General features: G+C 61.9%; 27 protein-coding genes. 11 read left to right on the plus strand and 16 right to left on the minus strand.

Translation table 11 applies throughout. From position 1 onward, the window contains the following. The first annotated feature begins 46 nt into the window (after window positions 1-46). From JJN09_RS18320 to JJN09_RS18330, 3 genes are all read left to right on the plus strand, one after another. Entirely contained in the window at window positions 47-532 is a 486-nt protein-coding gene (locus JJN09_RS18320) for a GNAT family N-acetyltransferase (RefSeq protein ID WP_249482952.1), read from the plus strand. 143 nt (window positions 533-675) lie between these two features. Further along, on the plus strand, window positions 676-2,088 hold the full coding sequence (locus JJN09_RS18325) for an aspartate aminotransferase family protein (RefSeq protein WP_249482953.1): 1,413 nt from the start codon (window positions 676-678) through the stop codon (window positions 2,086-2,088). An 83-nt stretch (window positions 2,089-2,171) separates the two neighbouring features. After that, window positions 2,172-2,396 (plus strand): MbtH family protein, encoded by a 225-nt coding sequence (locus JJN09_RS18330; RefSeq protein ID WP_085730638.1) that lies wholly within the window; start codon window positions 2,172-2,174, stop codon window positions 2,394-2,396. Between the two features lie 134 nt (window positions 2,397-2,530). On the opposite strand, the gene JJN09_RS18335 is transcribed toward JJN09_RS18330, so the two are convergent. From JJN09_RS18335 to JJN09_RS18380, 10 genes are all read right to left on the minus strand, one after another. Then, entirely contained in the window at window positions 2,531-3,430 is a 900-nt protein-coding gene (locus JJN09_RS18335; protein ID WP_249482954.1) for a metal ABC transporter solute-binding protein, Zn/Mn family, read from the minus strand. Continuing rightward, complete coding sequence (locus JJN09_RS18340) at window positions 3,431-4,330, minus strand: metal ABC transporter permease (RefSeq protein WP_249482955.1); 900 nt, start codon at window positions 4,328-4,330, stop codon at window positions 3,431-3,433. Next, a complete protein-coding gene (locus JJN09_RS18345; RefSeq protein WP_249482956.1) occupies window positions 4,330-5,073 on the minus strand; it encodes a metal ABC transporter ATP-binding protein in 744 nt (247 codons plus the stop codon). The genes JJN09_RS18340 and JJN09_RS18345 overlap by 1 nt, the downstream gene beginning before the upstream one ends. Then, on the minus strand, window positions 5,070-5,999 hold the full coding sequence (locus JJN09_RS18350) for a metal ABC transporter substrate-binding protein (protein WP_102620413.1): 930 nt from the start codon (window positions 5,997-5,999) through the stop codon (window positions 5,070-5,072). The genes JJN09_RS18345 and JJN09_RS18350 overlap by 4 nt, the downstream gene beginning before the upstream one ends. Before the next feature lie 35 nt (window positions 6,000-6,034). Beyond that, entirely contained in the window at window positions 6,035-6,610 is a 576-nt protein-coding gene (locus JJN09_RS18355; RefSeq protein ID WP_249482957.1) for a DUF6162 family protein, read from the minus strand. Beyond that, window positions 6,607-6,939 carry a hypothetical protein gene (locus JJN09_RS18360; RefSeq protein WP_249482958.1) on the minus strand — a complete coding sequence of 111 codons (333 nt, stop codon included), beginning with the start codon at window positions 6,937-6,939 and terminating at the stop codon, window positions 6,607-6,609. The genes JJN09_RS18355 and JJN09_RS18360 overlap by 4 nt, the downstream gene beginning before the upstream one ends. Then, window positions 6,936-7,472, minus strand: coding sequence for a thiamine pyrophosphate-binding protein (locus JJN09_RS18365; protein WP_249482959.1), 537 nt, complete (start codon window positions 7,470-7,472; stop codon window positions 6,936-6,938). Before JJN09_RS18365 ends, JJN09_RS18360 begins: the two co-directional genes overlap by 4 nt. Continuing rightward, the gene (locus JJN09_RS18370; RefSeq protein WP_249482960.1) at window positions 7,469-8,671 is read right to left on the minus strand and encodes a PepSY domain-containing protein; all 1,203 of its coding nucleotides are present in this window, start codon (window positions 8,669-8,671) and stop codon (window positions 7,469-7,471) included. Before JJN09_RS18370 ends, JJN09_RS18365 begins: the two co-directional genes overlap by 4 nt. A gap of 223 nt (window positions 8,672-8,894) precedes the next feature. Further along, complete coding sequence (locus tag JJN09_RS18375; protein ID WP_249482961.1) at window positions 8,895-9,770, minus strand: alpha/beta fold hydrolase; 876 nt, start codon at window positions 9,768-9,770, stop codon at window positions 8,895-8,897. Between the two features lie 142 nt (window positions 9,771-9,912). Beyond that, the gene (locus JJN09_RS18380) at window positions 9,913-10,371 is read right to left on the minus strand and encodes a VOC family protein (protein ID WP_249482962.1); all 459 of its coding nucleotides are present in this window, start codon (window positions 10,369-10,371) and stop codon (window positions 9,913-9,915) included. 272 nt (window positions 10,372-10,643) lie between these two features. Here JJN09_RS18380 and JJN09_RS18385 point away from each other — a divergent pair, with 272 nt between their 5' ends. The 3 genes from JJN09_RS18385 to JJN09_RS18395 all read left to right on the plus strand — a co-directional run bounded on the left by JJN09_RS18385 (window position 10,644) and on the right by JJN09_RS18395 (window position 13,370). After that, window positions 10,644-11,858, plus strand: a complete 1,215-nt coding sequence (locus JJN09_RS18385) for an SfnB family sulfur acquisition oxidoreductase (RefSeq protein WP_249482963.1) — start codon at window positions 10,644-10,646, stop codon at window positions 11,856-11,858. Between the two features lie 2 nt (window positions 11,859-11,860). Continuing rightward, a complete protein-coding gene (locus JJN09_RS18390) occupies window positions 11,861-12,526 on the plus strand; it encodes a methionine ABC transporter permease (RefSeq protein WP_102620407.1) in 666 nt (221 codons plus the stop codon). A 73-nt stretch (window positions 12,527-12,599) separates the two neighbouring features. Beyond that, window positions 12,600-13,370 (plus strand): MetQ/NlpA family ABC transporter substrate-binding protein, encoded by a 771-nt coding sequence (locus JJN09_RS18395; RefSeq protein ID WP_085710692.1) that lies wholly within the window; start codon window positions 12,600-12,602, stop codon window positions 13,368-13,370. 36 nt (window positions 13,371-13,406) lie between these two features. Here the strand turns inward: JJN09_RS18395 and soxR are convergent, their stop codons facing one another. Next, the gene (gene soxR, locus JJN09_RS18400; protein WP_249482964.1) at window positions 13,407-13,865 is read right to left on the minus strand and encodes a redox-sensitive transcriptional activator SoxR; all 459 of its coding nucleotides are present in this window, start codon (window positions 13,863-13,865) and stop codon (window positions 13,407-13,409) included. A 90-nt stretch (window positions 13,866-13,955) separates the two neighbouring features. Here soxR and JJN09_RS18405 point away from each other — a divergent pair, with 90 nt between their 5' ends. After that, window positions 13,956-14,321, plus strand: a complete 366-nt coding sequence (locus tag JJN09_RS18405) for an antibiotic biosynthesis monooxygenase (protein WP_096821135.1) — start codon at window positions 13,956-13,958, stop codon at window positions 14,319-14,321. On the opposite strand, the gene JJN09_RS18410 is transcribed toward JJN09_RS18405, so the two are convergent. From JJN09_RS18410 to msuE, 4 genes are read right to left on the minus strand one after another with little or no spacing between them, the layout of a single operon-like run. Beyond that, complete coding sequence (locus tag JJN09_RS18410) at window positions 14,318-15,421, minus strand: sigma-54-dependent Fis family transcriptional regulator (protein WP_249482965.1); 1,104 nt, start codon at window positions 15,419-15,421, stop codon at window positions 14,318-14,320. The genes JJN09_RS18405 and JJN09_RS18410 overlap by 4 nt on opposite strands. Window positions 15,422-15,444: 23 nt before the next feature. Further along, entirely contained in the window at window positions 15,445-16,632 is a 1,188-nt protein-coding gene (locus tag JJN09_RS18415; RefSeq protein ID WP_249482966.1) for an acyl-CoA dehydrogenase family protein, read from the minus strand. A gap of 10 nt (window positions 16,633-16,642) precedes the next feature. Next, on the minus strand, window positions 16,643-17,788 hold the full coding sequence (ssuD, locus tag JJN09_RS18420; RefSeq protein WP_007955828.1) for an FMNH2-dependent alkanesulfonate monooxygenase: 1,146 nt from the start codon (window positions 17,786-17,788) through the stop codon (window positions 16,643-16,645). A 10-nt stretch (window positions 17,789-17,798) separates the two neighbouring features. After that, entirely contained in the window at window positions 17,799-18,362 is a 564-nt protein-coding gene (gene msuE / locus JJN09_RS18425) for an FMN reductase (protein WP_119429794.1), read from the minus strand. A gap of 388 nt (window positions 18,363-18,750) precedes the next feature. Here msuE and JJN09_RS18430 point away from each other — a divergent pair, with 388 nt between their 5' ends. The 4 genes from JJN09_RS18430 (at window position 18,751) to JJN09_RS18445 (ending at window position 22,975) form a co-directional block, all read left to right on the plus strand. After that, entirely contained in the window at window positions 18,751-19,020 is a 270-nt protein-coding gene (locus tag JJN09_RS18430; protein WP_249482967.1) for a hypothetical protein, read from the plus strand. A gap of 101 nt (window positions 19,021-19,121) precedes the next feature. Then, on the plus strand, window positions 19,122-19,736 hold the full coding sequence (locus tag JJN09_RS18435; RefSeq protein WP_249482968.1) for a LysE family translocator: 615 nt from the start codon (window positions 19,122-19,124) through the stop codon (window positions 19,734-19,736). 206 nt (window positions 19,737-19,942) lie between these two features. Next, a complete protein-coding gene (locus JJN09_RS18440; protein WP_249482969.1) occupies window positions 19,943-21,109 on the plus strand; it encodes an aminotransferase class V-fold PLP-dependent enzyme in 1,167 nt (388 codons plus the stop codon). Window positions 21,110-21,166: 57 nt separating this feature from the next. Continuing rightward, window positions 21,167-22,975: an aminopeptidase P family protein gene (locus JJN09_RS18445; RefSeq protein WP_249482970.1), complete on the plus strand. Its 1,809-nt coding sequence runs from the start codon at window positions 21,167-21,169 to the stop codon at window positions 22,973-22,975. On the opposite strand, the gene JJN09_RS18450 is transcribed toward JJN09_RS18445, so the two are convergent. Beyond that, entirely contained in the window at window positions 22,968-23,876 is a 909-nt protein-coding gene (locus JJN09_RS18450) for a LysR family transcriptional regulator (RefSeq protein WP_249482971.1), read from the minus strand. The genes JJN09_RS18445 and JJN09_RS18450 overlap by 8 nt on opposite strands. Window positions 23,877-23,976: the final 100 nt, after the last annotated feature.

The following is a 23,976-nucleotide window of genomic DNA, read 5'->3' on the forward strand; positions in this document are numbered from 1 at the left end:
ATTGTCGCCCCAGCCTTTGACTCAATGGATTGAGGGAAACAGCGCCATGGATGCATCCATCTACATTTGCCCGGCTACCTCGGCCGATGTCGGCATCATCAGCCGCATCATCGAGCGTTCGATCCGCGTCGGTTGTGCACTCGACCATCGTAACGACCCCCACCTCGTGGATCTCTGGATCCGCCAGCAATCGCCGGAACACATCAGCACCTGGCTCGCCGATCCGCAGCGCTATCTGAACATTGCTCTGATGCAGGGCCGACCGGTGGGCGTCGGCATGGCGCTGGCCGACGGCGATGTCACCCTTTGTCATGTGCAGCCGGAATGGTTTCGCCGAGGCGTTGGCCGGGCGCTGATGACGGACCTTGAAGGCTGGCTGCTGACTCGCGGCAGCGCCCGTTCCGTGCTCACCAGCACCCGCACCGGGGAAGCCTTTTATCGGCGTCTGGGGTATCGCGAGTCGGCGCCGCCGCTCATTCGCCACGGCATGCGCAGCCTGCCGATGCACAAGCCGTTGCCGCTGTCGGCATGAGAACTCGATCAAGGGTGTAAATCCTCGACGTGCTGGTGCGTTTCCAGAACAGGAAAACCTGCATGTGCGCCCCGCGACCGGAACGCGCACCTGTGCGGTGTGCAGTTTTGGTCACTATCCATAGCGAATTGAGGGGTCGAGAGATGTCAGTCGCCACCAGCCTTATCGAAGAGTCGTCGGCCCGGGTCGCCTCCGTGCCGGCGGAAACGCTGTACCAGTTCAATGAATCGCCGCTGCTGGCCCGCCAGAGCCAGCAGGAATCCAATGCCCGCAGCTACCCGCGGCGCATTCCCCTGGCGCTGAAGCGTGCCAAGGGCCTGTATGTCGAAGACGTTGAAGGCCGCACCTTCATCGATTGCCTGGCCGGTGCCGGCACCCTGGCGCTGGGGCACAACCACCCGGTGGTGATCGAGGCCATCCAGCAAGTGCTGGCCGATGAGCTGCCGCTGCACACCCTCGACCTGACCACACCGGTGAAGGATCAATTCGTTCAGGACCTGTTCGGCTTGCTGCCTCCAGCATTGGCCAAGGAAGCGAAAATCCAGTTCTGCGGCCCGACCGGCACCGACGCGGTAGAAGCTGCACTGAAACTGGTGCGCACCGCCACGGGACGCAGCACCGTGCTGTCGTTCTCCGGCGGCTACCACGGCATGAGCCAGGGTGCGTTGAGTCTGATGGGCAGCCTGGGGCCGAAAAAGCCGCTGGGTGCGTTGCTCAGCAATGGCGTGCAATTCATGCCGTTCCCGTATGACTACCGTTGCCCGTTCGGCATCGGTGGCGCGGCGGGTGTGAAGGCCAACCTGAGTTACCTGGAAAACCTGCTCAACGACCCGGAGGCCGGTGTGCAATTGCCGGCGGCGGTGATCGTCGAGGCGGTGCAGGGCGAGGGCGGTGTGATTCCGGCCGACATCGAGTGGCTGCGCGGTCTGCGTAGCATCACTGAAAAGGCTGGCGTGGCGCTGATTGTCGACGAGATCCAGAGCGGTTTCGCCCGCACCGGCAAGATGTTCGCCTTCGAGCACGCCGGCATCACCCCGGACGTGGTCGTGCTGTCCAAAGCCATCGGCGGCAGCCTGCCGCTGGCGGTGGTGGTTTACCGCGACTGGCTCGACACCTGGCAGCCGGGCGCCCACGCCGGCACCTTCCGTGGCAACCAGATGGCGATGGCCGCCGGTTCTGCGGTGATGCGCTACCTGGTCGAGCACAAGGTCTGCGAACACGCGGGGGCCATGGGTGAACGCCTGAGCGAGCACCTGCACATCCTGCAGCGTGACTTCCCGCAACTGGGTGACATTCGTGGTCGTGGCCTGATGCTCGGTGTCGAGCTGGTCGATCCGAACGGTGCGCCGGACGCGCTGGGCCATCCACCGGCCTTCGCCCGTCTGGCGCCGCTGGTTCAGCGCGAATGCCTCAAGCGTGGCCTGATCCTGGAGCTGGGCGGACGACATGGCGCAGTGGTGCGGTTCCTGCCGCCGCTGGTGATCACCGCCGCTGAAATCGACCGCGTCGCCGAGATCTTCGGTCGTGCGCTGAGCGCCGCGACCGCTGCCCTGTAAATTTTTCGCCGCGCCGAACGTTCCTTCTACATACCCGGCTGCACCCGCCGTGCAGCCCACCCCTACAACGATGGAGACACAGCATGACGTCAGTATTCGACCGCGAGGACATCCTCTTTCAGGTCGTGGTCAACCACGAGGAGCAGTACTCGATCTGGCCTGATTACAAGGCCATCCCGGAAGGCTGGCGCACCGTGGGCAAGAGCGGCCTGAAAAAGGAATGCCTGGCCTACATCGAAGAAACCTGGACTGACATGCGCCCGCTGAGCCTGCGCCAGAAGATGGAAGCGCAAGCGGCTGCACAGTAAGTCTTGAGCCAAAAAGAAACCCGCTGGACTGGAAACAGTCAGCGGGTTTTTTCATGTCCGGAGGATTGGCGTTTGATCGTTCCCACGCTCTGCGTCCCAAAGCGGACGCAGAGCGTGGGAGCGATCACTTCTCCTCAGGCGCCGCTCAAACCCTTGAGCAACGCATCCACATTCCCTTCCAGTTCTGCTACCGGATCCGCCGCATCGGTGCTCAGCACCAGCAGATGACTGCCCGACTCGGCAATTGCCGCTTTCACGGCGTCTGACGGTTGCCGATGGTGCAGCACCACCGCCACGTCGTTGTCCTTGAGCGTTGCGGTCAACTTCTTCAAGTCTTCCGGCGTCCATTCGGCATCCGGTCGAGGATCCTGTCCGATCAACTCCAGATTCAGGCTGCCGATCAGATAGCCGAAGTGATCGCTCAGGCTCATCACGCTCAGATTGTCGGCACTGGCCAGGCGTGCCTCGCTGTCGGCACTGAGTTTCAGCAGGCGTTGTTTCAGTGCGGCGAGGTTGGCTTCGATCTTCGGCTTGTCCTTCGGCGCCAAGCGCACCAGATCCGCTGCCATCACGTCAGCCATGCGTCCCATGTTGTTGCTGGCCAGCCACGGCTGGCTGTTCAAACCATCGACCTTCAGACCCGGTTGCACGGCGATGCCGGGCAGGGCACCGTCCACCGGGCGGGCGGCGTCGACTTCAACGATGCGGATGTTGCTGCGTCGGGCAATCGGGTACAGCGGATCATCGGCCCACAGCGAGCGCACGCCGATTACCGCGTCGGCGCCGGTGGCCAGTTTGCTCAGCTTCGGGGCGCCGCGACCGGTGAAATACGCGGTCTGGCGGCTGCCCGGCAGACTCGCCGGCGCTGCGCGTTCGAGGCTGATGTCGGTGCCCTTGAGCAGCACTTCGCCCAGGCCAAAGGTGATCGGCAACGAAGCCAGCACGCGCACGTTTTTTTCGGCAGCCAGCAAAGGGCTTGAGACGGCGCCGGTGAGGGCGATGGCCACAGCAAGTTGTCGCAGTGAAAAAGACATTTATCCAAGGTTCCCTTTCAGACTGGGGACGACGCCCCGGGCGATGGCGGCGAGGGCGAACCCGATACCGGCAACGAGGATGATCGCGGCACCGGACGGAATCGGCAGGTCGAACACGATGGGCGCGAGAATCCCGCACAGCGTGCTGACTGTGGCGATCAGCACCGAGCACCAGAAGAAGCCTTTCAGCGACTGGCTGAGCAATCGCGCGGCGGCTGCAGGAATTACCAGTAGGGCACCGACCAGAATCGCGCCAATGACTTTTACCGCCGCGACGGTGATCAGCGTCACCAGAATCACGAACAGATAATCCAGGGTCTTCACGGCGACGCCGCGCACCGCCGCCAGTTGCGGGTTGAAACTGGCGAGCATGATGCGGTTGTACAGCGGCAATGCCAGCGCCATCACCAGCGAACCGACGATCGCCAGCACCGCCAGGTCATTGCCGTTGACCGTCAGCACCGAGCCGAACAGCACGTTTTCCAGAATGTGCACGTTGATCTTGCCCGCCAGAATCAGCAGCAGGCTGGCCCCCAGCGCCAGGGACACCGACAGGAACACGCCGATCAGCGTGTCCGGGGCCAGGCCGGTGCGGTTGCGCAGGTAATTGAGCAGAATGCCGAACAGCAGGCAGTAGCCGAACAGGCTGCCGTACGGCCCGGTGTAGGGCTCGCCGAGCAAAATGCCGATGGCCACACCGGTCAGTGCCGCGTGGCCGACCGCTTCGGAGAAAAACGCAAAGCGCTTGACCACCACCAGCGTGCCGAGACCGCCCAGCACCGGGCCGATCAACAGCCCGGCGAGCAGCGCGTTGACCACAAAGCCATAGGCCAGCGCTTCCGGCAGGTAGCCGGACGTGGCCCAGCCCTGAATCATCAAACGAAAGGCTTCGTAACTCATCAGGCAGCGCTCCGTGGATGGGTCGAAAACAGGGTCAGCAGGCGTTCCGGGGTCAGGGCCTGTTGTGGTGTGGCGTCGAACAGCACCCGGCGGTTTAGGCCGGTGACGCGATTGGCCAGACGTCCGACGGCTTCCAGATCGTGTTCGATCCACAGCACGGTGATGCCCGCCGCGCGCCAGTCACCCAGCAAACGCTCGAACACCTGGATCCCCGCTTCGTCGAGGGCCGACATCGGCTCATCCAGCACCAACAATTGCGGGGCGGGAATCAGACCTTGGGCGAGTAGCACTCGCTGGCGTTCACCGCCGGACAGCGCACCCATCCGGCGCTTGCGTTTGTCCTGCATGCCGACCCGTTCCAGCGCATCACCGATGGCGCCGGCGTAGCGTTTGCTCAGGCCGAGAAACGCCGGGCGGCGCTGACACATGGCGGCCATGAAATCATCGACGGTCATTGGCAGACCTCGATCAAACTCCAGCGCCTGCGGCACGTAGCCGATGGTGCCGGGCTCGCCGGACCATTGCAGGCTGAGCCGGCCCTGGTGCGGCATCTGCCCGAGCAGGGTCTTGATCAGCGAGCTCTTGCCGCCGCCATTGGGGCCCACCAGTGCATGCACGCTGCCGGGCTGCACCTGGAAGGTCACCTTGTCCAGAATCGTCGTGCGACCCAGCGTCAGGCTGACCTCGGCGAAATCCAGCGTCGGGCCACTGCTGATGATTGAGAGGTTTTCCTGAGCCGTCATGCGCCGGACTCCTGAATTGCCCGAACGACGGTGTTGAGGTTGCCGGTCATTTCTTTTTCGTACTTGTCGGCGGTGTATTCGCCGTAGGAAATGTGCGACAGCGGGTACAGCTTCACGCCGGATTCGCGCTGGATGGTCTCGACGTAAGTGGAAGGGAAATCCATCTCCGAGAAGATTACTTTCACGTCCAGCTCACGCAGTTGATCGATGGTTTTCTTCAACTGGCTCGGGCTTGGCTCGATGCCGTGGGCCGGCTCGACCACCGCCGTCACTTCCAGACCAAACTCGCGCAGCAGGTAGTCATAAGCGGCGTGCACCGTAGCGACCCGCAACTCGGCGTTCGGCGCCTGGGTCAGTTTGGCCAGTGCGTCGGCGCGCATCTGTCGCAGGCGTTTGCCGTAGGCGCGGGCGTTCTGGGTGTAGGTCTTGGCGTTGTCCGGATCGAGCTTGCCCAGCTCCCGGGCAATGTTGTTGACCTGGGCAATCGAGGCGCTGATCGACAGGAAAGTGTGCGGGTTCACCACTTTGCCGGCACCGCGCGCGGCGACTCCGGTGGCGGCCAGCAGCGGCACGTTTTCGTTGGCTTCGATGGTCTTGATGTTCGGTGTTTCGCTGGCGGCGATCATGCGGTCGGCGAAGTCGTCATGGCCGACGCCGTTGAGCACGATCACGTCCAGCCCGCTGATGCGTTTGATGTCTTCGGCGCGCGGCTCGTAGGCGTGCGGGTTGAAGCCGGCGGGAATCAACGGCACGACATCGGCCTTGTCGCCGACGATGTTCGCCACATAGCTGTAATAAGGATGCAGAGTGATGCCGATGCGCAGGCGCTTGGCCGGATCGGCACTGGCCAATGGACTCAGCAGGCAGGCGCACAGGCCGATCAGCAGCAGGCGCAGGAAGGGGCGGCGTTGAGATGAACTAGGCATGGGCAAACGGTCTTCTCTCGAATGAAGGCGAGGGTTCAATGACGATGCTCGCGGGTCACCCCGGCATCGAATTGCGCGACGATCTGTTTCCATCCGGCAGCGGTCAGTGCCGCGTCTGACAGGTCCGTCGGCGCTTGCAGATCGGCGGCGCGGTTGAGCCAGATGTCCGGAGCGGCGTCGTTCGCAGCGTTCAGGCGCATCAGAAACGAGCCGGCCACCGCCGGTGCCTGGCTGTGGCCGAAGTAGGCGTTGTTGGCCAGCAATTGCCAGGCATGGCCGCCACGGCTCACGGAGCTGGCGTCCTGGGCGAACGGCGCGAAACCTTCATCCGCCAGGTTCTGTGGGGTTGGCAGCGCTTGTTGTTCTTCACGCAACAGGTGGATTTCGTCGAGGGTTACTCGCAGGTCGGCGTAGATGCCTTGCTCGCTGGCGCCGAGGTCGCGACGGGCATCGAGCTGATGGCTGGAAACCGGCTCGGGTTCGTGGGACACCCCGCGCCAAGCCACCACGGAACCGGCGACCGCGAGGATCAGCAGGCACATCAACAGCACATAGAGGGTTTCATGGCCGGCGCCGGCGGGGCGAACAACTTGAGTGGTCGGCGTGGTCATGGCGTTTCGATATCCGCTTGGTCGATTTCGACCACATGACCGGGGCCAGCGTCGAACAGCACGTAGAACTCGGCGCCGGGTTTCTTGAAGGTCAGGGTCGAATCGGCGCCGAGCTTGCCCGGCACCAGGATGGTTTCGTCGTAGCCGATCACATCGAGGGTCACCCCAGGCGCGCCGCTGCCGTCGGAAAAACCGCCAGTACATTTGATTTGATCGGCATCGATGGCCTTGCATTCGCACATCGGGTTGTGGGCCAGGGTGCTGGCGCTGAAACCGGCACACAGCGCCAGCAATGCAGCGCTCATGCTCAGGCGGGAAGGGCGGCTCATGGTTTGGCTCCTTGTTTGTTCAGCCAGGCAACGGTGGCGGGTGAGGCCTGGCTCAGCGGAATCGAGGCTTGATGCATGCTGCCGTCCCAGCCTTCCATGGTGATCCACAGTTCGGCGTCGGCGGCGGTCTTTTCCGGCACCGGCAACTGGGTGCCCATGCGGTACGGCGTACCGAAGAAGATCACGCCGGCGGCACGCAGGCTGCGAGGTTTGCCGATGCGCAGGTAAGTCGCCTTGACGTGATCGACGCAGGCGTCGCAGAGCGCGGCGCTGAAGTCCTTCATATAGCCGGCGGGCCCCGTCAGGATCGGTGCCTGATTACGCAGTTCGGCCAGTCGCAGGCTCCAGGGGCCGACCTGGATTTCGCCGATCTCCCGCTCACCCAGTCCGCTGTCCCCGCGAAACAGGGAGGCGTCGGCAAAGTATTTGGGCATGAAGCCGAGCGGGATCAGCAGCAGCAGGACATTGAGGTGGAATCGCCATTTGTGCCAGAGCCGGCTCAGGCGCGAGGGTGTCGTCAAGGTCTGGTTCACGGGTGGACCTCCGACGGTTCATGTCGGGGCGTCGATCGCGGCGCGGTCTTGCGGTTTTTCTTGTCTTCGCGCTTGAGTGCGTTGAGCGTGGCCAGGGCGGTGCGCTTGGTCCAGATCAGCAGGCCGCTGAGAACCATCATGCTCAGCAGCAGACCGAAGAAGAACCAGACCAGTTTGATCCATATCCCGCCGAAATCACCGGTATGCAACGGGCGCATCGATTCGGTGACGAATTCGAGGGCGGAGCGGTCCGACAGCAGGCGTGAAGTGGCAATGTCACCGTTGTAAGGGTTGATCGTTGCGGTCTGGAACATCAACGGATACCAGCCACGACCACCCACACTCATGTGGCTGTAGGCGTTGCCGGGCAGGCTGACGAAACTGGCTTCCAGCCCCGGAATCTTTTGTTGGGCGATCTCGATGGCCGCGTCCAGGCTGATGGAGGGCGGCGGTGTGCCGTCGGCGGAGATCGGCACACTTTCCCGGGGCATCGCCGGAATGATCGGCTCGCTGGAAATGGAAATCTGGAAATCGAACAGCAGGGCGCGGATCAGGAACCAGACCCCGGTAACGGAAATCACCGCGATGAACCAGATCGACCAGATGCCGCTGAGGCGGTGAAAGTCGCCCCAGAAAATCCGCGCGCCATGGCGGATGCGCAGGGTCGGGCGGAAAAAACCTTTCCAGAAACGCTTGTACACCACCAGCCCGGTCACCAGCGAGGCCAGCAACGGCAGACCTAGGAACGACACCAGATACCAGCCCCAGCTGAATCCGTTGGTGAACGGCACCAGCCACCAGCCGTGTAGTGCGCGGGTGAAGGCCTTGAAATTGAAAGTCGGTGCGGTGCCCTGGATGACCCCGGTGTACGGGTTGACGTAGACCGTCAGCGAACGGCCGTCGGGGTAACTGACGTCGACGTCGAGGGCAAAGTGCGATTCGTCCGGTCGGCTGATGCTTTGCACCAGAGTCTGCGGTTCGGCCTTTTTGATTTCGGCGAGGATTTGATCGTAACTCAGGCGCGGTGCATCGTCTGACGGCGCGCTGGCGCGCATTTGCGGGTTGGCCAGCCAGACGATTTCCTGGCTGACCACTGCCAGAGTACCGGTGACGCAGACAATCAGGACAAAAAACCAGATCGGCAACGCCAGCCAGCTGTGTACCAGGAACCACAGTTTCGAGCGGGATTTCTTCGACATGATGACGGGTCTTGATTCGGTGAGGGGACTCCACCCTACGGGCTTCGCAGCGCGGGAGTTCCTGAAGGGCCGGTCGTGGCTGTTGCCTACGCGACTGGCCCGCATCTCTATAAGACGGATGACCGAAGCAAATCCCGATGGAGGATGTGAAAGTAAATGTTTCGCGACCGCAATCTCGCCACGACGCCGGTCGACGTTATGGTGAGCGGGAGGGGTGGATGGCTCAGCGCAGGAACGCCAGCGCTTCGTCGAGCAACAGTTCCGGGACTTCTTCAGCGAGGTAGTGACCGGCGGGCAGAGGCTTTCCGCGTACGTCGGTGGCCACCTGTTGCCATTCCCCGAGCGGATCGAAGCAACGACCGACCGTACCTTCGGCGCCCCACAGCACCAGCAGCGGCAAGCTCAGATGATGGCCGGCCTCGAGGTCGGCGCGGTCATGTTCCAGATCGATATCGGCACTGGCCCGGTAGTCCTCGCAGATCCCACGGGCACTGCCGGGCAGGCTCAGGCAACGCAGGTATTCAGCAAACGCTTCGTCAGTGAACGGCTTGAGCCCGGCGCTGCGGCTGCCCATGACACTGCGCAGATAGCCTTCGGGATCGGCTTCGATCAGGGTTTCCGGCAGCGGCGCCGGGCGGATCAGGAAAAACCAGTGCCAGTAGGCCCGAGCGAAGGCTTCGTTGGTCTGGCTGTACATCGCCAGCGTCGGTGCGATGTCCAGCAGCACCATGCGTTGCACGGCGGCGGGATGATCGAGGGCCAGACGATGGGCGACCCGCGCGCCACGGTCGTGGGCAAGGATCGAGAACTGCGTGAAGCCCAGCGCTTGCATCAGCTCTACGCCGTCGCGGGCCATTTCGCGCTTGGAATAGCTTTCGTGCCGCTCATCGGCCGGCGGCCGGCTGCTGTCGCCGTAACCGCGCAGATCGGCGGCGACCACGGTGAAGTGCTCGGCCAATTGCTCGGCGATCTTGTGCCAGATGACGTGGGTCTGCGGGTGCCCGTGCAACAAAAGCAGGCCCGGTCCGCTGCCGCCGAGGCGGTAAGTGATGTCCACGCCGTTGACGTGGCGCTGGTCTTTGACGAATCCGGCAAACATCGGGGTGATCCTTTATTCAGGCTAGTTGACTGCATCCTGAAATCACCGGGCGTTCATGACAAGGCGTGAAGCGTGGTTCGACGGTTCATGAATCGTGTTCGCCCATCCCCGCGCGCTGCGCGGGAATGAACACTCGTCGTGGCTAACCCTGCCGGAACAGCTCTTTCGCCCGCTGCTCGATCTGCTCCTGCGTCAGGTCCTCCTTGCGCGTGGCCAGAAACCACAGATGACCGTAGGGATCCTTCAACGTACCGCTGCGATCCCCGTAGAACTGATCCTTGACCTCGGACACCGTTGTCGCCCCGGCCTCCAGTGCGCGCTGGAACGACTTGTCGACATCGGTCACGTACAGATGCAAACCGACGGACACAGCGTTGTCCGGATTGCTCAACGGACCTTGGTCGCAGGGAGAACCGAGCATGATCGCGCTGTCACCGATCCGCAGTTCGGCGTGGCCAATGCCGCCGTCGGGCATGCTCAGGCGCATGACTTCGGTGGCACCGAACGCCTTTTTATAGAAGTCGATGGCTTCGGCAGCTTTGTGAATGCCGAGATACGGGGTAATGCTGTGATACCCCTCGGGAATAGGTTGAACGCTCATGGCGTACTCCTTGTTTTTGTCGCCCTGTTTTTATGGGGAGTTGAAGGTGTGCCTTCGCCGGAGTGACCGGTCGCTCAACTATAGGCGTGTGTGGCCGCCCCGACCGAGTACCCGACGAGCAGTGTTCAGCCATCGACAGTGAAGCAACAGAATGCGCGGCTTTTCATCTTCAAACACTGCAAAAAGCCTCTGAAAGCCCCGAAAAACAAGGGCTGTCAGTCAGGCACAGAAGCTGCAATGACCCGGTACAACACCGATACCGAGAGTCATCCATGTCTGAATCTGCCGTTTATCCGATCAACCCGCCGGCCGCCCACCGGATCGCCGACGACGCCGAAGCCTTGCGCGTGGCGGCACAGGTCGCTGCCGTCTTGCAGGAACACGCCGCCGAGCGTGACCGCAACCGCGAAGTGCCCGCCGAAATCGTCGATCTGTATTCCAACAGTGGCCTGTGGGGCATCAGCGTGCCGAAGGAGTACGGTGGCGCGCAGGTGTCCTACGCCGTGCTGGCGCAGGTGATCGCGATCATTTCCGCCGCCGATCCCTCCCTCGGACAGATCCCGCAAAACCATTACTGCCTGCTCGAAGACATCCGCCTGCAAGGCACCCCGGCGCAGCAGGCGCACTTCTTTGAACTGGCGCTGCAAGGTCATCGCTTCGCCAACGCGCTGTCGGAAACCGGCGGCAAGAACGTGCAGGATATTCAGGCAACCATCCGTCGTTATGGCGACGGCTTCGTGATCAACGGCCGCAAGGGTTATTGCACCGGTTCGCTCTACGCCCACTGGCTGGCGGTGCTGGCGCTGGATGAAGAACAGAAGGGCCAGTTGGCCTTTGTCGAGCGCGGCACGAAAGGGCTGGTGATCGTCGACGATTGGGACAGCATCGGCCAGCGCACCACCTCCAGTGGCACCGTGCTGGCGGAAGATCTTCAGGTGGCACCGTTCAATCTGTTCCCGACGTACCGTTCCTACGAAAGCCCGACCCTGGCCGGGCCTTTCGCCCAGTTGACCACCGCTGCCATCGACGCCGGCATTGCCCGGGCGGCGCTACGCGACACCGTTGAGTTCGTCCGTCAGTTTGCCCGGCCATGGATCGACGCCGGTGTGGACAAGGCCAGCGAAGATCCGCTGACCATCATTCAGATCGGCGCACTGGAAATTCGTCTGGAAGCCGCCGAAGCCCTCCTCGAACGCGCCGGTTGGGCGCTCGACGCTGCACGCCTGGCACCGGACGAAGACAACGTCGCGCTGGCGTCCCTGGCCGTGGCCAGGGCCAAAGTGCTGACCACCGAAATCGCCATCGAGGCCAGCAACAAGTTGTTCGAACTGGGCGGCACCCGCTCGACCCTGAAGAAGCACAACTTCGACCGCCACTGGCGCAACGCCCGGGTCCACACCCTGCATGACCCGGTGCGCTGGAAGTACCACGTGGTCGGCAACTGGCTGCTCAACGGCGTCAAGCCACCGCGTCACGACTGGTCCTGACCATGGCCGAGTGGTTCAAACACCTTTACTGGGCCGACATCGCCCAGGCCTGTCTCGACACCTTGAGCATGCTTGGCGCGGCGCTGCTGTTCACGGTGTTGCTGGGATTGCCGCTGGGGCTGCTGCTGTTTCTCACCGGCAAGCGCCAGTTGCATGAAACGGTCGGCGTGTATCGAGTGCTGTCGGTGATCGTGAACATGCTGCGTTCGTTGCCGTTCATCATTTTGCTGATCGTGCTGATTCCGCTGACCACGCTGCTGGTGGGCACTTCGCTGGGCGTGCCCGGGACCATTCCGCCGCTGGTCGTCGGCTGCACACCGTTCTTTGCGCGGCTGGTGGAAACCGCGTTGCGCGAAGTCGATCGCGGCGTGGTCGAGGCAACCCAGGCCATGGGCGCCAACACCTGGCAGATCATTCGCCACACGCTGTTGCCTGAAGCCCGCGGTGGATTGCTCGCAGCGGTGACGGTCACCGCCATCGTGCTGGTGGATTACACGGCGATGGCCGGCGTGATCGGTGGCGGCGGGCTCGGCGATCTGGCGATCCGCTACGGCTATCAACGGTTTCAGACTGACGTGATGGTGGTCACGGTGGTGTTGCTGCTGATTCTGGTGCAGGCCCTGCAAATGACCGGCGACCGACTGGTGGCGCACTTCAGCCGACGCTGACAGAGAAGTTCAACCCATAAAAGGCCCCACGTTCACCCCACGACGGCCACTCAAATCTGCCTTGGAGCACAACATGAAAAAGACCCTGGCCGTTCTGGCTGCCGTTCTGTCGTTCGGCGCTCACGCCAACGAAAAACTGATTGTCGGTGCCACCCCGGTGCCGCACGCGGAAATCCTCGAGTTCGTCAAACCGACCTTGGCCAAAGAAGGCGTGGATCTGGACATCAAGGTCTTCACCGACTTCATCCAGCCCAACCAGCAACTGGCGCTGAAAAACCTCGACGCCAACTACTACCAGTACCGGCCGTTTCTCGATGACTTCAACAAGACACGCCACACCAATCTGGTGCCGGTAGTCGGTGTGCACATCGAACCGTTCGGTGCCTACTCGACCAAGATCAAGAACATCTCGGAGCTGAAGGATGGCGCCAGCGTGTCGATCCCCAACGACCCGGTGAACACCGGTCGGGCCCTGGTGCTGCTGCATGAGGCGGGGCTGATCAAGCTCAAGGATCCGAGCAACACCCTGGCCACCCAACGCGACATCGTTGAAAATCCCAAGCACCTGAAAATCCGCGAGCTGGAAGGCGCATTGCTGGCTCGTTCGGTGAGTCAGGTGGATCTGGCATTCGTTTTCGCCAACTACGCGCTGGAAGCCGGGATCGACACCAACAGCGCGCTGATCGTCGAGAAGGGCAAGAGCCTGTACATCGAGTTCCTGGTCGCGCGTCCCGACAACATCAACGACCCGGGCCTGCAGAAACTGGCCAAGGCATTGAACTCCGATGAAGTGCGTCAGTTCATTTTGACTCGCTACAAAGGGCAGATTGCGCCGGGCTTCTGATGGATTGAACTGAGGGTTTCCATGACATGGGAGCCCTCACTTGGGAACGTCGAGAAAGTGCGCTCCCGGCCCCTGTTCACCCAGCACATCCCCCTGATTGCGCAGCGGGCAGGCTTCCATCGACAGACAGCCGCAACCGATGCAACCGGTCAGTCGATCACGCAGCAGCATCAATTGATTGATCCGCTCGTCCAGCTCCCGCCGCCACTGTTCCGATAGTACTTTCCAGTCCGCCGCCGTCGGCGCGCGGTTGTCCGGCAACTGTTTCAACGCCTGGCCGATTTCCGCCAGCGGAATCCCCAGCCGTTGCGCAACCTTGATCAACGCCACCCGCCGTAGCACTTCCCGTGGATAGCGCCGCTGGTTGCCGGCATTGCGCTGGCTCTTGATCAAGCCTTTGGATTCATAGAAATGCAGGGCAGTGACGGCCACGCCGCTGCGGGCCGCGACTTCGCCGACGGTGAGTTGCTTGTGCACATTTTCTGCAGTGATCATTTGCCAATTGCCCCTTGACCTCTAGTTAAGTCGAGGTTTTACCCTGCAGGCCTTCGAATCGCAAGATTCGTCTGACAGAGTGGGGATGTCATGCAAGCACCAGCGAAAAACCGCAGCTTTACCCAATTGATCGAATTTGAAATCGAGCCGGGCCAACAACCGGCGCTGGTCTCGGCGTTGACCGTACAGACCGAGCGTCTGGCCCAGCGCTATGCCGGTTTCGTCAGCGCCAGCGTCCAGGCCAGCGACGATGGCCGGCGTGTGCTGGGTTTCCTGCAGTGGCAGTCCCGCGAAGCAGGGGAGGCGGCGTTCCAGAGTTTCGAAACCGGCGAACAGGACTTCTGGCAGTTGATCCGCACCCATCAGGCGCGAACCGTGACCTTCGGTTCATTCCAGGTGCTGAGCAGCATCGCCCGCAGTCACGACGATGGTTTGCACTGCCAGTTGGTGGGCTAGATCGACAGCTGGATCAAGCGTTCGCCTTGCAGGTTTTCCGTAGGACGCCGCTTGTTCACGGCCAGCTCGCCGATCTTGATCAGCCGCGTGCGAGTCACGTTGCGGCTCAGGCCGAGCAGTGCGGCGGTGTGCACTTGGTTGTAATGGCAGAAGCGATAGGCCGAACGTAGCAACGCGTCTTCGACCTTCTCATGCAGCGCGCCGGCCTGTTGTTCGAAGAGTTTCTGGAAGGCGCGTTCCAGCAACGCTTCCGGTGAGTCGTCGACATTGGAATGCTGATCGTCCGGGCGGTCGATGCGCAGGTTCGACAGCCTCAGATCATCGCGCTCGATCACGCCGTTACGGCAGATCAACAGCGTGTGATGGATGACGTTTTCCAGTTCGCGGATGTTGCCCGGCCAACTGTAGCCGCGCAGCTTGTGTTCGGCGCCGGGGCTGATGGTGATGCGTCCGTAACCCAGGCGCTGACTGTAGGCTTCGATGAAATGCCGGGTCAGCGGCAGGATGTCGCCGGGCCGCTCGCGCAACGGGCTCAGTTCCAGATTGACCACGTTCAGCCGGTAATACAGATCCTCGCGGAAATGCCCGGCATTGATGGCTTTCTCCAGTTGCACGTTGGTCGCCGCCAGCACCCGCACATCGATGGGAATGCTCTTGCGCGAACCCAGGCGGACCACTTCGCGTTCCTGCAACACCCGCAGCAATTTGACCTGAATGGCCATCGGCAGATCGCCGATTTCATCGAGGAACAAAGTGCCGCCATCCGCCTCTTCGAACCACCCGGCCTTGGCGCTGAGGGCGCCGGTGAAGGCGCCTTTTTCATGGCCGAACAGTTCGGCTTCCACCAGCGATTCGGAAAACGCGCCGCAGTTCACCGCAATGAACGGCCGGTTGCGTCGATTGCTCAGATTGTGGATGTGCCGCGCCACCAGCTCCTTGCCGGTGCCGGTCTCGCCGATGATCAGCACGCTGGCTTCGCTCGGTGCGACCTGTTGCAGATGCGCGAGCAAGGCTTGGGATTTCGGGTCTTCGAAGACCTGGGCGGTGGCGCGGATCGACGTGGCCAGGGCGGGTGAGGGCGGTAGGGTCAGCAGTTGCATGGGTCTCGCTCCACGAAAGGAAATCAGGAATAGAACGTCGGCACCGGCCGGGCCTGGTTCAGCGCCCAGTCGCCCAGCTCGTGGAGTTTGTAATCCAGCGGGTCGTGCAGGGTTTGCGTGCGCAGGTTGCGCCAGTGTCGGTCGAGACGCAGCGACGCGTGGGTCGAACGGGCGCCGGTGACTTCGAACAGTCGGCTGCAGATCTCCAGGCCCTGACGGCTGGCGGCAACCTTGGCCGTGGCAATCGCTGTGGCCAGGTGACCGCGCTCTTCGACGCTGAGGTTCGGGCCTTTGGCCCAGGCCTCGTCGAGCAACGAGGCCGCGCGTTCCACCAGCAGACGGATGCCTTCGAGGGCGACCCAGAACTCGCCGTAATGGGCCAGCACATAAGGATCTTCGCGCACCTCGCGCACCGAGGATTTGTGCCAGACGCGGGTTTCGCTGAGGGTGTATTGCCGTGCCTCTTCAAAAGCACCCTCGGCGATGCCGAGAAACATGTGGGTGAACGTCAGTTGCGCGATCAATGGGCGCAAGCAAGCGAACGGGGTACTCAGCGGACCCGGATCCAGTAGCAGTTCCGATTCCTCCACCCGTACCCGTTCGAACGTGGCGCTGCCGCTGTCAGTCTGGCGCTGGCCGATGTTGTTCCAGTCGTTGTGCAGGGTGATGCCGCTGCGGCCGCTGGGGATCGCCGCGATCAGCAGTTTGCCGCCGCTGCTTTCGTCCACCGCCGAGGCAATCAGCATTTGCGAATCGCTGGCGCCGGAGCAGAAGCTTTTCTTGCCGGAAAACTCGCGCCAGCCACCCAGGTCCTTGACCACGGTGCGGGTGTCCAGCGGATTGAGCGCGTTGCCCCAGAACCAGTTCTGCCGCGCGGTCTGTTCGAACCACGGTTGCCATTGTTCGGGACGGGAAAACAGCCGTACGGTGGCGAGCATCAAATGATGAAAACCGAAGACGTGGGCGATCGAGCTGTCGACCTTGGCGAACTCGCGCACGACTTCCAGGGTTTCGCTCCAGCGCGCGCCGAGGCCGCCGTAACGGGTGGGAATGCTCAGGGCCAGCAGACCGCTGTCGCGCAAGGCGTCGCGTTCAGCTTTTGGTGTGCCGCCGCGCTCGTCGCGCTCGACGGCGGTCAGGGCAAATTCGGCGGCCAGTTGGCGGGCGGTCTGCAAGGGAGAGATCAGGGTGCTTTGCGGTTTGGCGGTCACTCGGTCTTCCTCAGGCGTTGGCTTTGGCGGGCAGTACATCGTTGGCGATCATTTCGCCGAACGGCCCGGTGAGGTTGGTCACGCCGCGTCCGGCCAGACTTGCATACGGTTCGGGCAACAGCGGGAACACCAGCTCGGCAAAGCGGTAGGCCTCTTCGAGATGCGGGTAACCGGAGAAGATGAAGCTCTCGATGCCGAGATCTGCGTATTCCTTGATTCGCGCCGCCACTTGTTGCGGATCGCCGACCAGTGCGGTGCCGGCACCGCCGCGCACCAGGCCGACGCCGGCCCACAGGTTGGGGGCGATTTCCAGGTTGTCGCGGCGCCCGTCGTGCAAAGCAGCCATGCGCCGCTGGCCTTCGGAGTCGAAGCGCGAGAAGGATTTCTGCGCGGCCTCGATGGTTTCGTCGCTGATGTGCTCGATCAGTTTGTCGGCGGCTTTCCAGGCTTCTTCGGCGGTCTCGCGCACGATCACATGCAGGCGAATGCCGAACTTCACCTTGCGTCCGTGACGGGCTGCGCGCTCACGTACATCGGCGAGTTTCTCGGCGACGGCGGCCGGTGGTTCGCCCCAGGTCAGGTACACGTCGACCTGCTCGGCGGCCAGATCGTGGGCCGCGTCGGAGGAACCGCCGAAGTACAGCGGCGGATAAGGTTTCTGCACCGGCGGATAGAGTGCCTTGGCGTTCTGCACCTTCAGGTGTTTGCCTTCGAAATCCACCGCCTCGCCTTGCAACACGCGGCGCCAGATCTTGAGGAATTCGTCGGTGACTTCGTAGCGTTCGCTGTGGCTGAGGAAACTGCCGTCGCCACGGTTCTCGTCCGGGTCACCGCCGGTCACGACGTTGATCAGCAAGCGGCCATTGGACAGTCGATCAAGGGTTGCGGCCATGCGCGCCGAAACGGTCGGCGAGATGATCCCCGGACGGATCGCCACCAGATAACGCAGGCGTTCGGTCAGCGGCACCAGCGCCGAGGCGATCACCCACGAATCTTCGCAGGAACGCCCGGTGGGAATCAGCACGCCGTGGTAACCGAGGCTGTCAGCGGCTTGCGCCACTTGTTTCAGGTAGTTGAGGGTGACCGGGCGCGCGCCTTGGGTGGTGCCCAGATAGTGACCGTCGCCGTGGGTCGGGAGGAACCAGAAAACATCCATGAACAGCTCCTCAGGCGATTTTCAGCAAAGGTTTGATGTGTGTGCCGAACAGCGGCGCGGCGCGTTCGGCGGCCAGACGGATGCGCGCCTTGAGCGGTTCGCTGGTGATCTGGTAGTCGGCGAAATCGGCTTCGGTGGCGTACACACCGATCGGCAGGGTCACGGCCTGGAAGAAACTGAACAGCGGGCGCAACTGATGATCGAGGACCAGCGCATGACGTTCACTGCCACCGGTGGCGGCAAGCAGTACAGGGGTGTCGATCAGCGCATTGAGATCGATCAGGTCGAACAAGTGCTTTAGCAGCCCCGGATAGGAACCGCGATATACCGGCGCCGCGACGATCAACAGGTCAGCCTGTTCGATGGCTTGCAACTCGGCTTCGATCTCGGCCGGAAGTTCCTGACGGGACAACGCGGCGCCGAGCGGGCGGGCGATGTCACCGAGTTCGATCAGATGACTCTCGACCGGCAAGTGCCCGGACAATTCGGTCAGCAGGGCCTGGGTCAGCACCAGGGTGCGGGACGGACGCCAGGTTCCGCCGGACAGGGCGACGACTTTCAGTGGACGCGACATGGTCAGTTCCTTTTTCAACAGTTGCTCGGCGAGCAGTGAGTAGTCACCGGAGTAGAGCAAGCGCTGTACCAATTCCTGTAAGGCCCGTATTCCGGGGTTTTTAGCGTTGTCGGGGGCTGTGCTCATGTGACTTTCAGGCCGGTTTGTTGAACCGCTGTTGCCTGGGAAACAGTTGCTGGAGCAACAGTGCCGAACGCGATGAAGGATTTATAAAGGCTGACTGTTATTCCGTAAAAGATTGTTAATTGATATTGATAGATCTTTTGTGAATATTGGCGCCTGACCCGCTCGAATCCTGATAGCCACTATTGAGAGCGTTGATTTCTGCCGAAGCGTGCCCGGGCGTAGCCTTTCTCCATCGACCCACACTGCTCGCCAGGACGCTCCCATGAATCGTTTACTGACTGTTTCCCTGATGCTCGCTGTCTCTGTTCTCGCCGGTTGCGCGAGCCACGTATCCCCGGAACTGCGTCCTTACACGGTGGAAGAAACCCGCGAACTGGCGCTGGAAAGCCTGAACCGCAGCGGCTTGTCGTTCGAGGAATACCACGCGAAGAAAGCCCTACTGCTCGGCCAGCCGCAGAAGACTTTCGGGTTTGATAACAAGGGTGAAATGAGTGCGGAGCGGACCATACAGCTGCACGGTCGTCCTAGCTGATCCGCAACTGTACTGCTTGAAGTTTTACCCAACTGTCCGTGGGTTTGCACGGCGCCGTGGGATAGGGTCAACACCTGAATGACCCTGACGGACTGCCTGCCATGACCCTCTCGATCGACCTGTTGCTGGGCTTTGCCCTGTTTGCGCTTGTCACCTCGATTACACCGGGGCCGAACAACACCATGTTGCTGGCATCGGGCGTGAATTTCGGCTTTCACCGCACCATTCCCCATATGCTTGGCATTACCTGCGGTTTCTTCGTGCTGGTGGTGGCAGTGGGTTTCGGGCTGGGCGCGGTGTTTCAGACTTATCCGCTGCTTTATACGGTTCTGCGTTACGTCGGCGCGGCGTACTTGCTGTACCTGGCGTGGAAAATCGCTCACTCCGGCCCGGTCGGCGAAAGTGAGTCAGGCGAGGCGAAGCCGATCAGCTACCTCGGCGCGGCAGCTTTTCAGTGGGTCAATCCCAAGGCGTGGATCATGGCCATTGGTGCCATCAGCACCTACACGCCGATGCAGGGTTACTTCACCAATGTGATCGTGATCGCGGCAGTGTTCGCCGTCATCAACCTGCCGAGTGTCGGCGTCTGGGCGGCGTGCGGCACCTTGCTGCGCAATGTGCTCAAGGATCGTCGCTGGTTGCGGGTGTTCAACTGGGGCATGGCGGCGCTGCTGGTGATTTCGCTGTATCCGTTACTCCTTGAAAGCTTTAGCTGACGCAGTGCTACAACCGCCGGCCCGATGCCTGTTAAAGTCGCGTTCAGGAGCGTTCCTACGCACTTTTAAATGAAGCCCTACTTCTTTAACGGCATCCGATCAGGTATTGATGACGCTCTCGAACCCGGGCGCAGCTCACAAGGCTGCGCCGTGCCGTTTGTAGACACGAGCTTCCTGATCCCGGAACACGCTCTGCGAGTCTTTTTATGAATGAACGTCCGCTGTATTTCGATTACGCCGCCACCACCCCGGTGGACGAGCGGGTCATCAAGGTGATGGTCGAGTGTCTGGGGTTCAACGGTAACTTCGGCAACCCGGCTTCCAGTTCCCACGCCTTCGGCCAGCAGGCACGAAAAACCGTCGAGAACGCCCGGCAGCAAGTGGCCGACCTGGTCGGCGCCCAGGCGCAACAGATTGTCTGGACTTCCGGTGCGACTGAGTCCAACAACCTCGCCCTCAAAGGCGTGGCGCAGGCCCGTGGTGTGTCCGGCGGGCACATCATCACCAGTCAGATTGAACACAAAGCCATCCTCGACACCGCCCGGCAATTGCAGGACGCCGGTGTCGCCGTGACCTATCTGGTGCCGGACGCCGAGGGCCTGATCACGCCGCAAGCAGTCAGCGAAGCGATGCGCGACGACACCTTTCTGGTGTCGCTGATGCTGGTCAACAACGAACTCGGCACCGTCAACGACATCCCGGCCATCGGCGAAGTGGTGCGTGGACGCGGGGCGCTATTCCACGTCGATGCGGCCCAGGGCGCCGGCAAGGTCGCGATCGATCTGGCGCAATGGCCGGTGGACCTGATGTCGTTCTCGGCACACAAGCTCTATGGCCCCAAAGGGATCGGCGCGCTGTACGTCGGCCCACGTGCGCAACAGCGCTTGCAGGCGCAGATTCACGGTGGCGGCCACGAGGGCGGCTTGCGTTCCGGTACGCTGGCGACGCATCAGATCGCTGCCATGGGCTCGGCATTTGCCCTGGCCGCTGAAGCCTTTGAAGGCGAGAAGAAAACCATCGTCGCGTTGCGCGATCGACTGCTCGGACAACTGTTGAGCCTGCCCGGCGTGCGCCTCAATGGCAGCAGCACTCAACGTATTCCGCACACCCTGAGCCTGACCTTCAGTGAAGGCGAGTTCAACCCGGCTGCGCTGAGCCATTCGATCGCGTTTTCCGCGACCTCGGCCTGCAACTCCGCCAGCAACACACCGTCTCACGTGCTACTGGCATTGGGGCACGATGCGCATTTGGCCGGCCGCACCATTCGTCTGAGCCTCGGCCGTTTCACTACCGCCGAAGACATCGACAACGCTGTAGATCTGATCAAGACCGCCTGCGCCAGTGCTCCGGCATTCTGGGCGACAGGGCTTTAACGAGCCGGCTTCGAACGGCACCGAACAATAACGATGAAGTGATTGGCAGGAGACACGATGAGTACCCAGACTTTGACCGAAGGAACGGTTCCCCAGCGCCTGGCGCACACCCGCGAACTGATGCGTCGCGAAGGCATCCACGCACTGCTGGTGCCGTCCGCGGACCCGCACTTGTCGGAATACCTGCCGGGTTATTGGCAGGGGCGGCAATGGTTGTCGGGTTTTCATGGCTCGGTGGGGACATTGATTGTCACCACTGATTTCGCCGGGGTCTGGGCCGACAGTCGTTACTGGGAACAGGCGACCAAGGAGCTCAAGGGCAGCGGCATCGAGCTGGTCAAGTTGCAACCGGGTCAACCGAGCCCGCTGGACTGGCTGGCCGAGCAGACGCCGGAAGGTGGCGTGGTCGCGGTCGACGGCGCAGTAATGGCCGTGGCGTCGGCGCGGACCCTGGGTAGCAAGCTCGAAGCGCGGGGCGCTAGCCTGCGTACCGACCTCGACTTGTTGAACGAAGTCTGGAGCGACCGTCCGGGCCTGCCGAAAGCGCCGATCTATCAACATTTGCCGCCGCAGGCGACCGTCAGCCGTGGCGAGAAACTCGCCCAGCTGCGTGAAACCCTGCAGGAACGCGGCGCCGATTGGCACTTCATCGCCACCCTCGACGACATCGCCTGGCTGTTCAACCTGCGTGGCGGCGATGTGTCGTTCAACCCGGTGTTCGTTTCCTTTGCGTTGATCAGCCAGCAACAAGCCATGCTGTTTGTGGCCTTGAGCAAGGTCGACGCGCAGCTGCGTGCGGTGCTGGAAAAAGATGGCGTGACCTTGCGCGACTACAGCGAAGTCGCTGACGCTTTGGCTGCGATCCCGAACGGCGTAAGCCTGCTTGTGGATCCGGCGCGGGTGACCAGCGGTCTGCTGGGCAACCTCGACAGTGGCGTGAAACTGGTCGAAGGCCTGAACCCGACTACGTTGGCCAAATCACAAAAAAGCCCGGCGGATGCCGAGCACATCCGTCAGGCGATGGAGCAGGACGGCGCGGCGCTGTGCGAGTTCTTCACCTGGCTGGAATCGGCCTGGGGGCGCGAGCGCATTACCGAGCTGACCATCGACGAGAAACTCACGGCGGCCCGTGAGCGTCGCCCGGATTATGTATCGCTGAGTTTCAACACCATCGCTGCGTACAACGCCAACGGCGCGATGCCGCACTACCACGCCACCCCGGAAGAACACGCGGTGATCGAGGGCGACGGCTTGCTGCTGATCGACTCTGGTGGCCAATACCTGGGCGGTACCACTGACATCACCCGCATGGTGGCCGTTGGTACGCCGAGCGAAGAACAGAAACGTGACTGCACCCGCGTCTTGAAAGGCGTGATTGCCTTGTCCCGTGCGCAATTCCCGAAAGGCATTCTGTCGCCGTTGCTGGACGCGATTGCCCGTGCGCCGATCTGGGCTGAAAACGTGGATTACGGCCATGGCACCGGTCACGGTGTGGGTTATTTCCTCAATGTTCACGAAGGTCCGCAGGTGATCGCCTATCAGGCTGCGCCGGCGCCGCAAACCGCCATGCAGCTGGGAATGATCACTTCCATCGAGCCGGGTACTTATCGTCCAGGTCGCTGGGGTGTGCGCATCGAGAACCTGGCGATGAACGTCCTGGCTGGAAGCAGCGAGTTCGGCGAATTCCTCAAGTTCGAAACTCTGACCCTGTGCCCAATCGACACTCGCTGCCTGGAGCCGTCGTTGCTGACGCAGGAAGAGAAGGAGTGGTTCAATGCCTATCACGCCGAGGTGCGCGAGCGTTTGAGCCCGTTGCTGGATGGCGCGGCCCTGGAATGGCTGAACACGCGTACTGCCGCTATTTAAAAGGTTGAAGCTCGGGCGCTGCAGCCAGCGCCTGGGTCATGTAATCGACAAACGCGTTGACCCTGGCGGACTGGCGACGGTTCGCCGGGGACACGGCGTGTATCGGCAGTGATCGGGTCTGGTAATCCTGCAACAGGGCAACCACTCGACCGGCCTTCAAATCGTCACTGAACAGCCAGACAGGTGACAGCGAAATCCCCAATCCTCCCAATACCATTTCGCGGATGGCCTCGGAGTTGTTGCTCTGGGCATTGCCTGTGATGCGTACCTCGTGGCGTTGGCCGTCCTTTTCGTAAGTCCACAGGTTTTGCGATTCGAGCAGGTTGAATTGCAGGCAGTTGTGCTGCGCAAGATCCTGCGGTGATTGCGGATGTTCATAGCGTTGCAGATAAGCAGGTGCTGCGACGCTGACGCGATGGGTGGTGCCGACTCGACGGGCGATCATGCCGCTGTCGTTCAACTCGCCAATGCGCAGGCTGACATCCAGGCCTTCGTTGACAAGATCCAGGTTCTGGTCGTTCAGATGCAGGTCAATCTGCACTTGCGGGTAGCGCTCAAGAAAACCGGGCAGGCGCGAGGCGATCTGTAGCCGACCGAAGCTCACTGAGGAGCCAATTCGCAACGATCCGGCAACCGCTTCCCTGCCAGACTGGAAGCTGTGTTCGGCTGCATCCACGGCCGCGAGGATATTTCGGCATTCGTTGTAGTACCGCTGACCCTCATCTGTCAGTGACAACTTGCGTGTGCTGCGGGCAATCAGCTTACCGCCCAGTTGGCTCTCAAGGGCACGCAGGACTTTGCTGATGGTCGGCTGGGTGGTGTGCAGTTCCCGGGCAACGGCGGAGAAACTGCCGCGTTCGACCACCCGGACGAAGATGGCCATTGCGTTGAGCTTGTCCATGAAACGCCTCATTCATGCCGTTTTGGCATGATCACTATAGTCATTTGGCGTCTTATCGGCATGGATCTGTTGCGGGAACATGGCTTCACTTTCTCCCACA

The sequence above is a fragment of the Pseudomonas sp. HS6 genome (assembly GCF_023375815.1).
Classification (GTDB): domain Bacteria; phylum Pseudomonadota; class Gammaproteobacteria; order Pseudomonadales; family Pseudomonadaceae; genus Aquipseudomonas.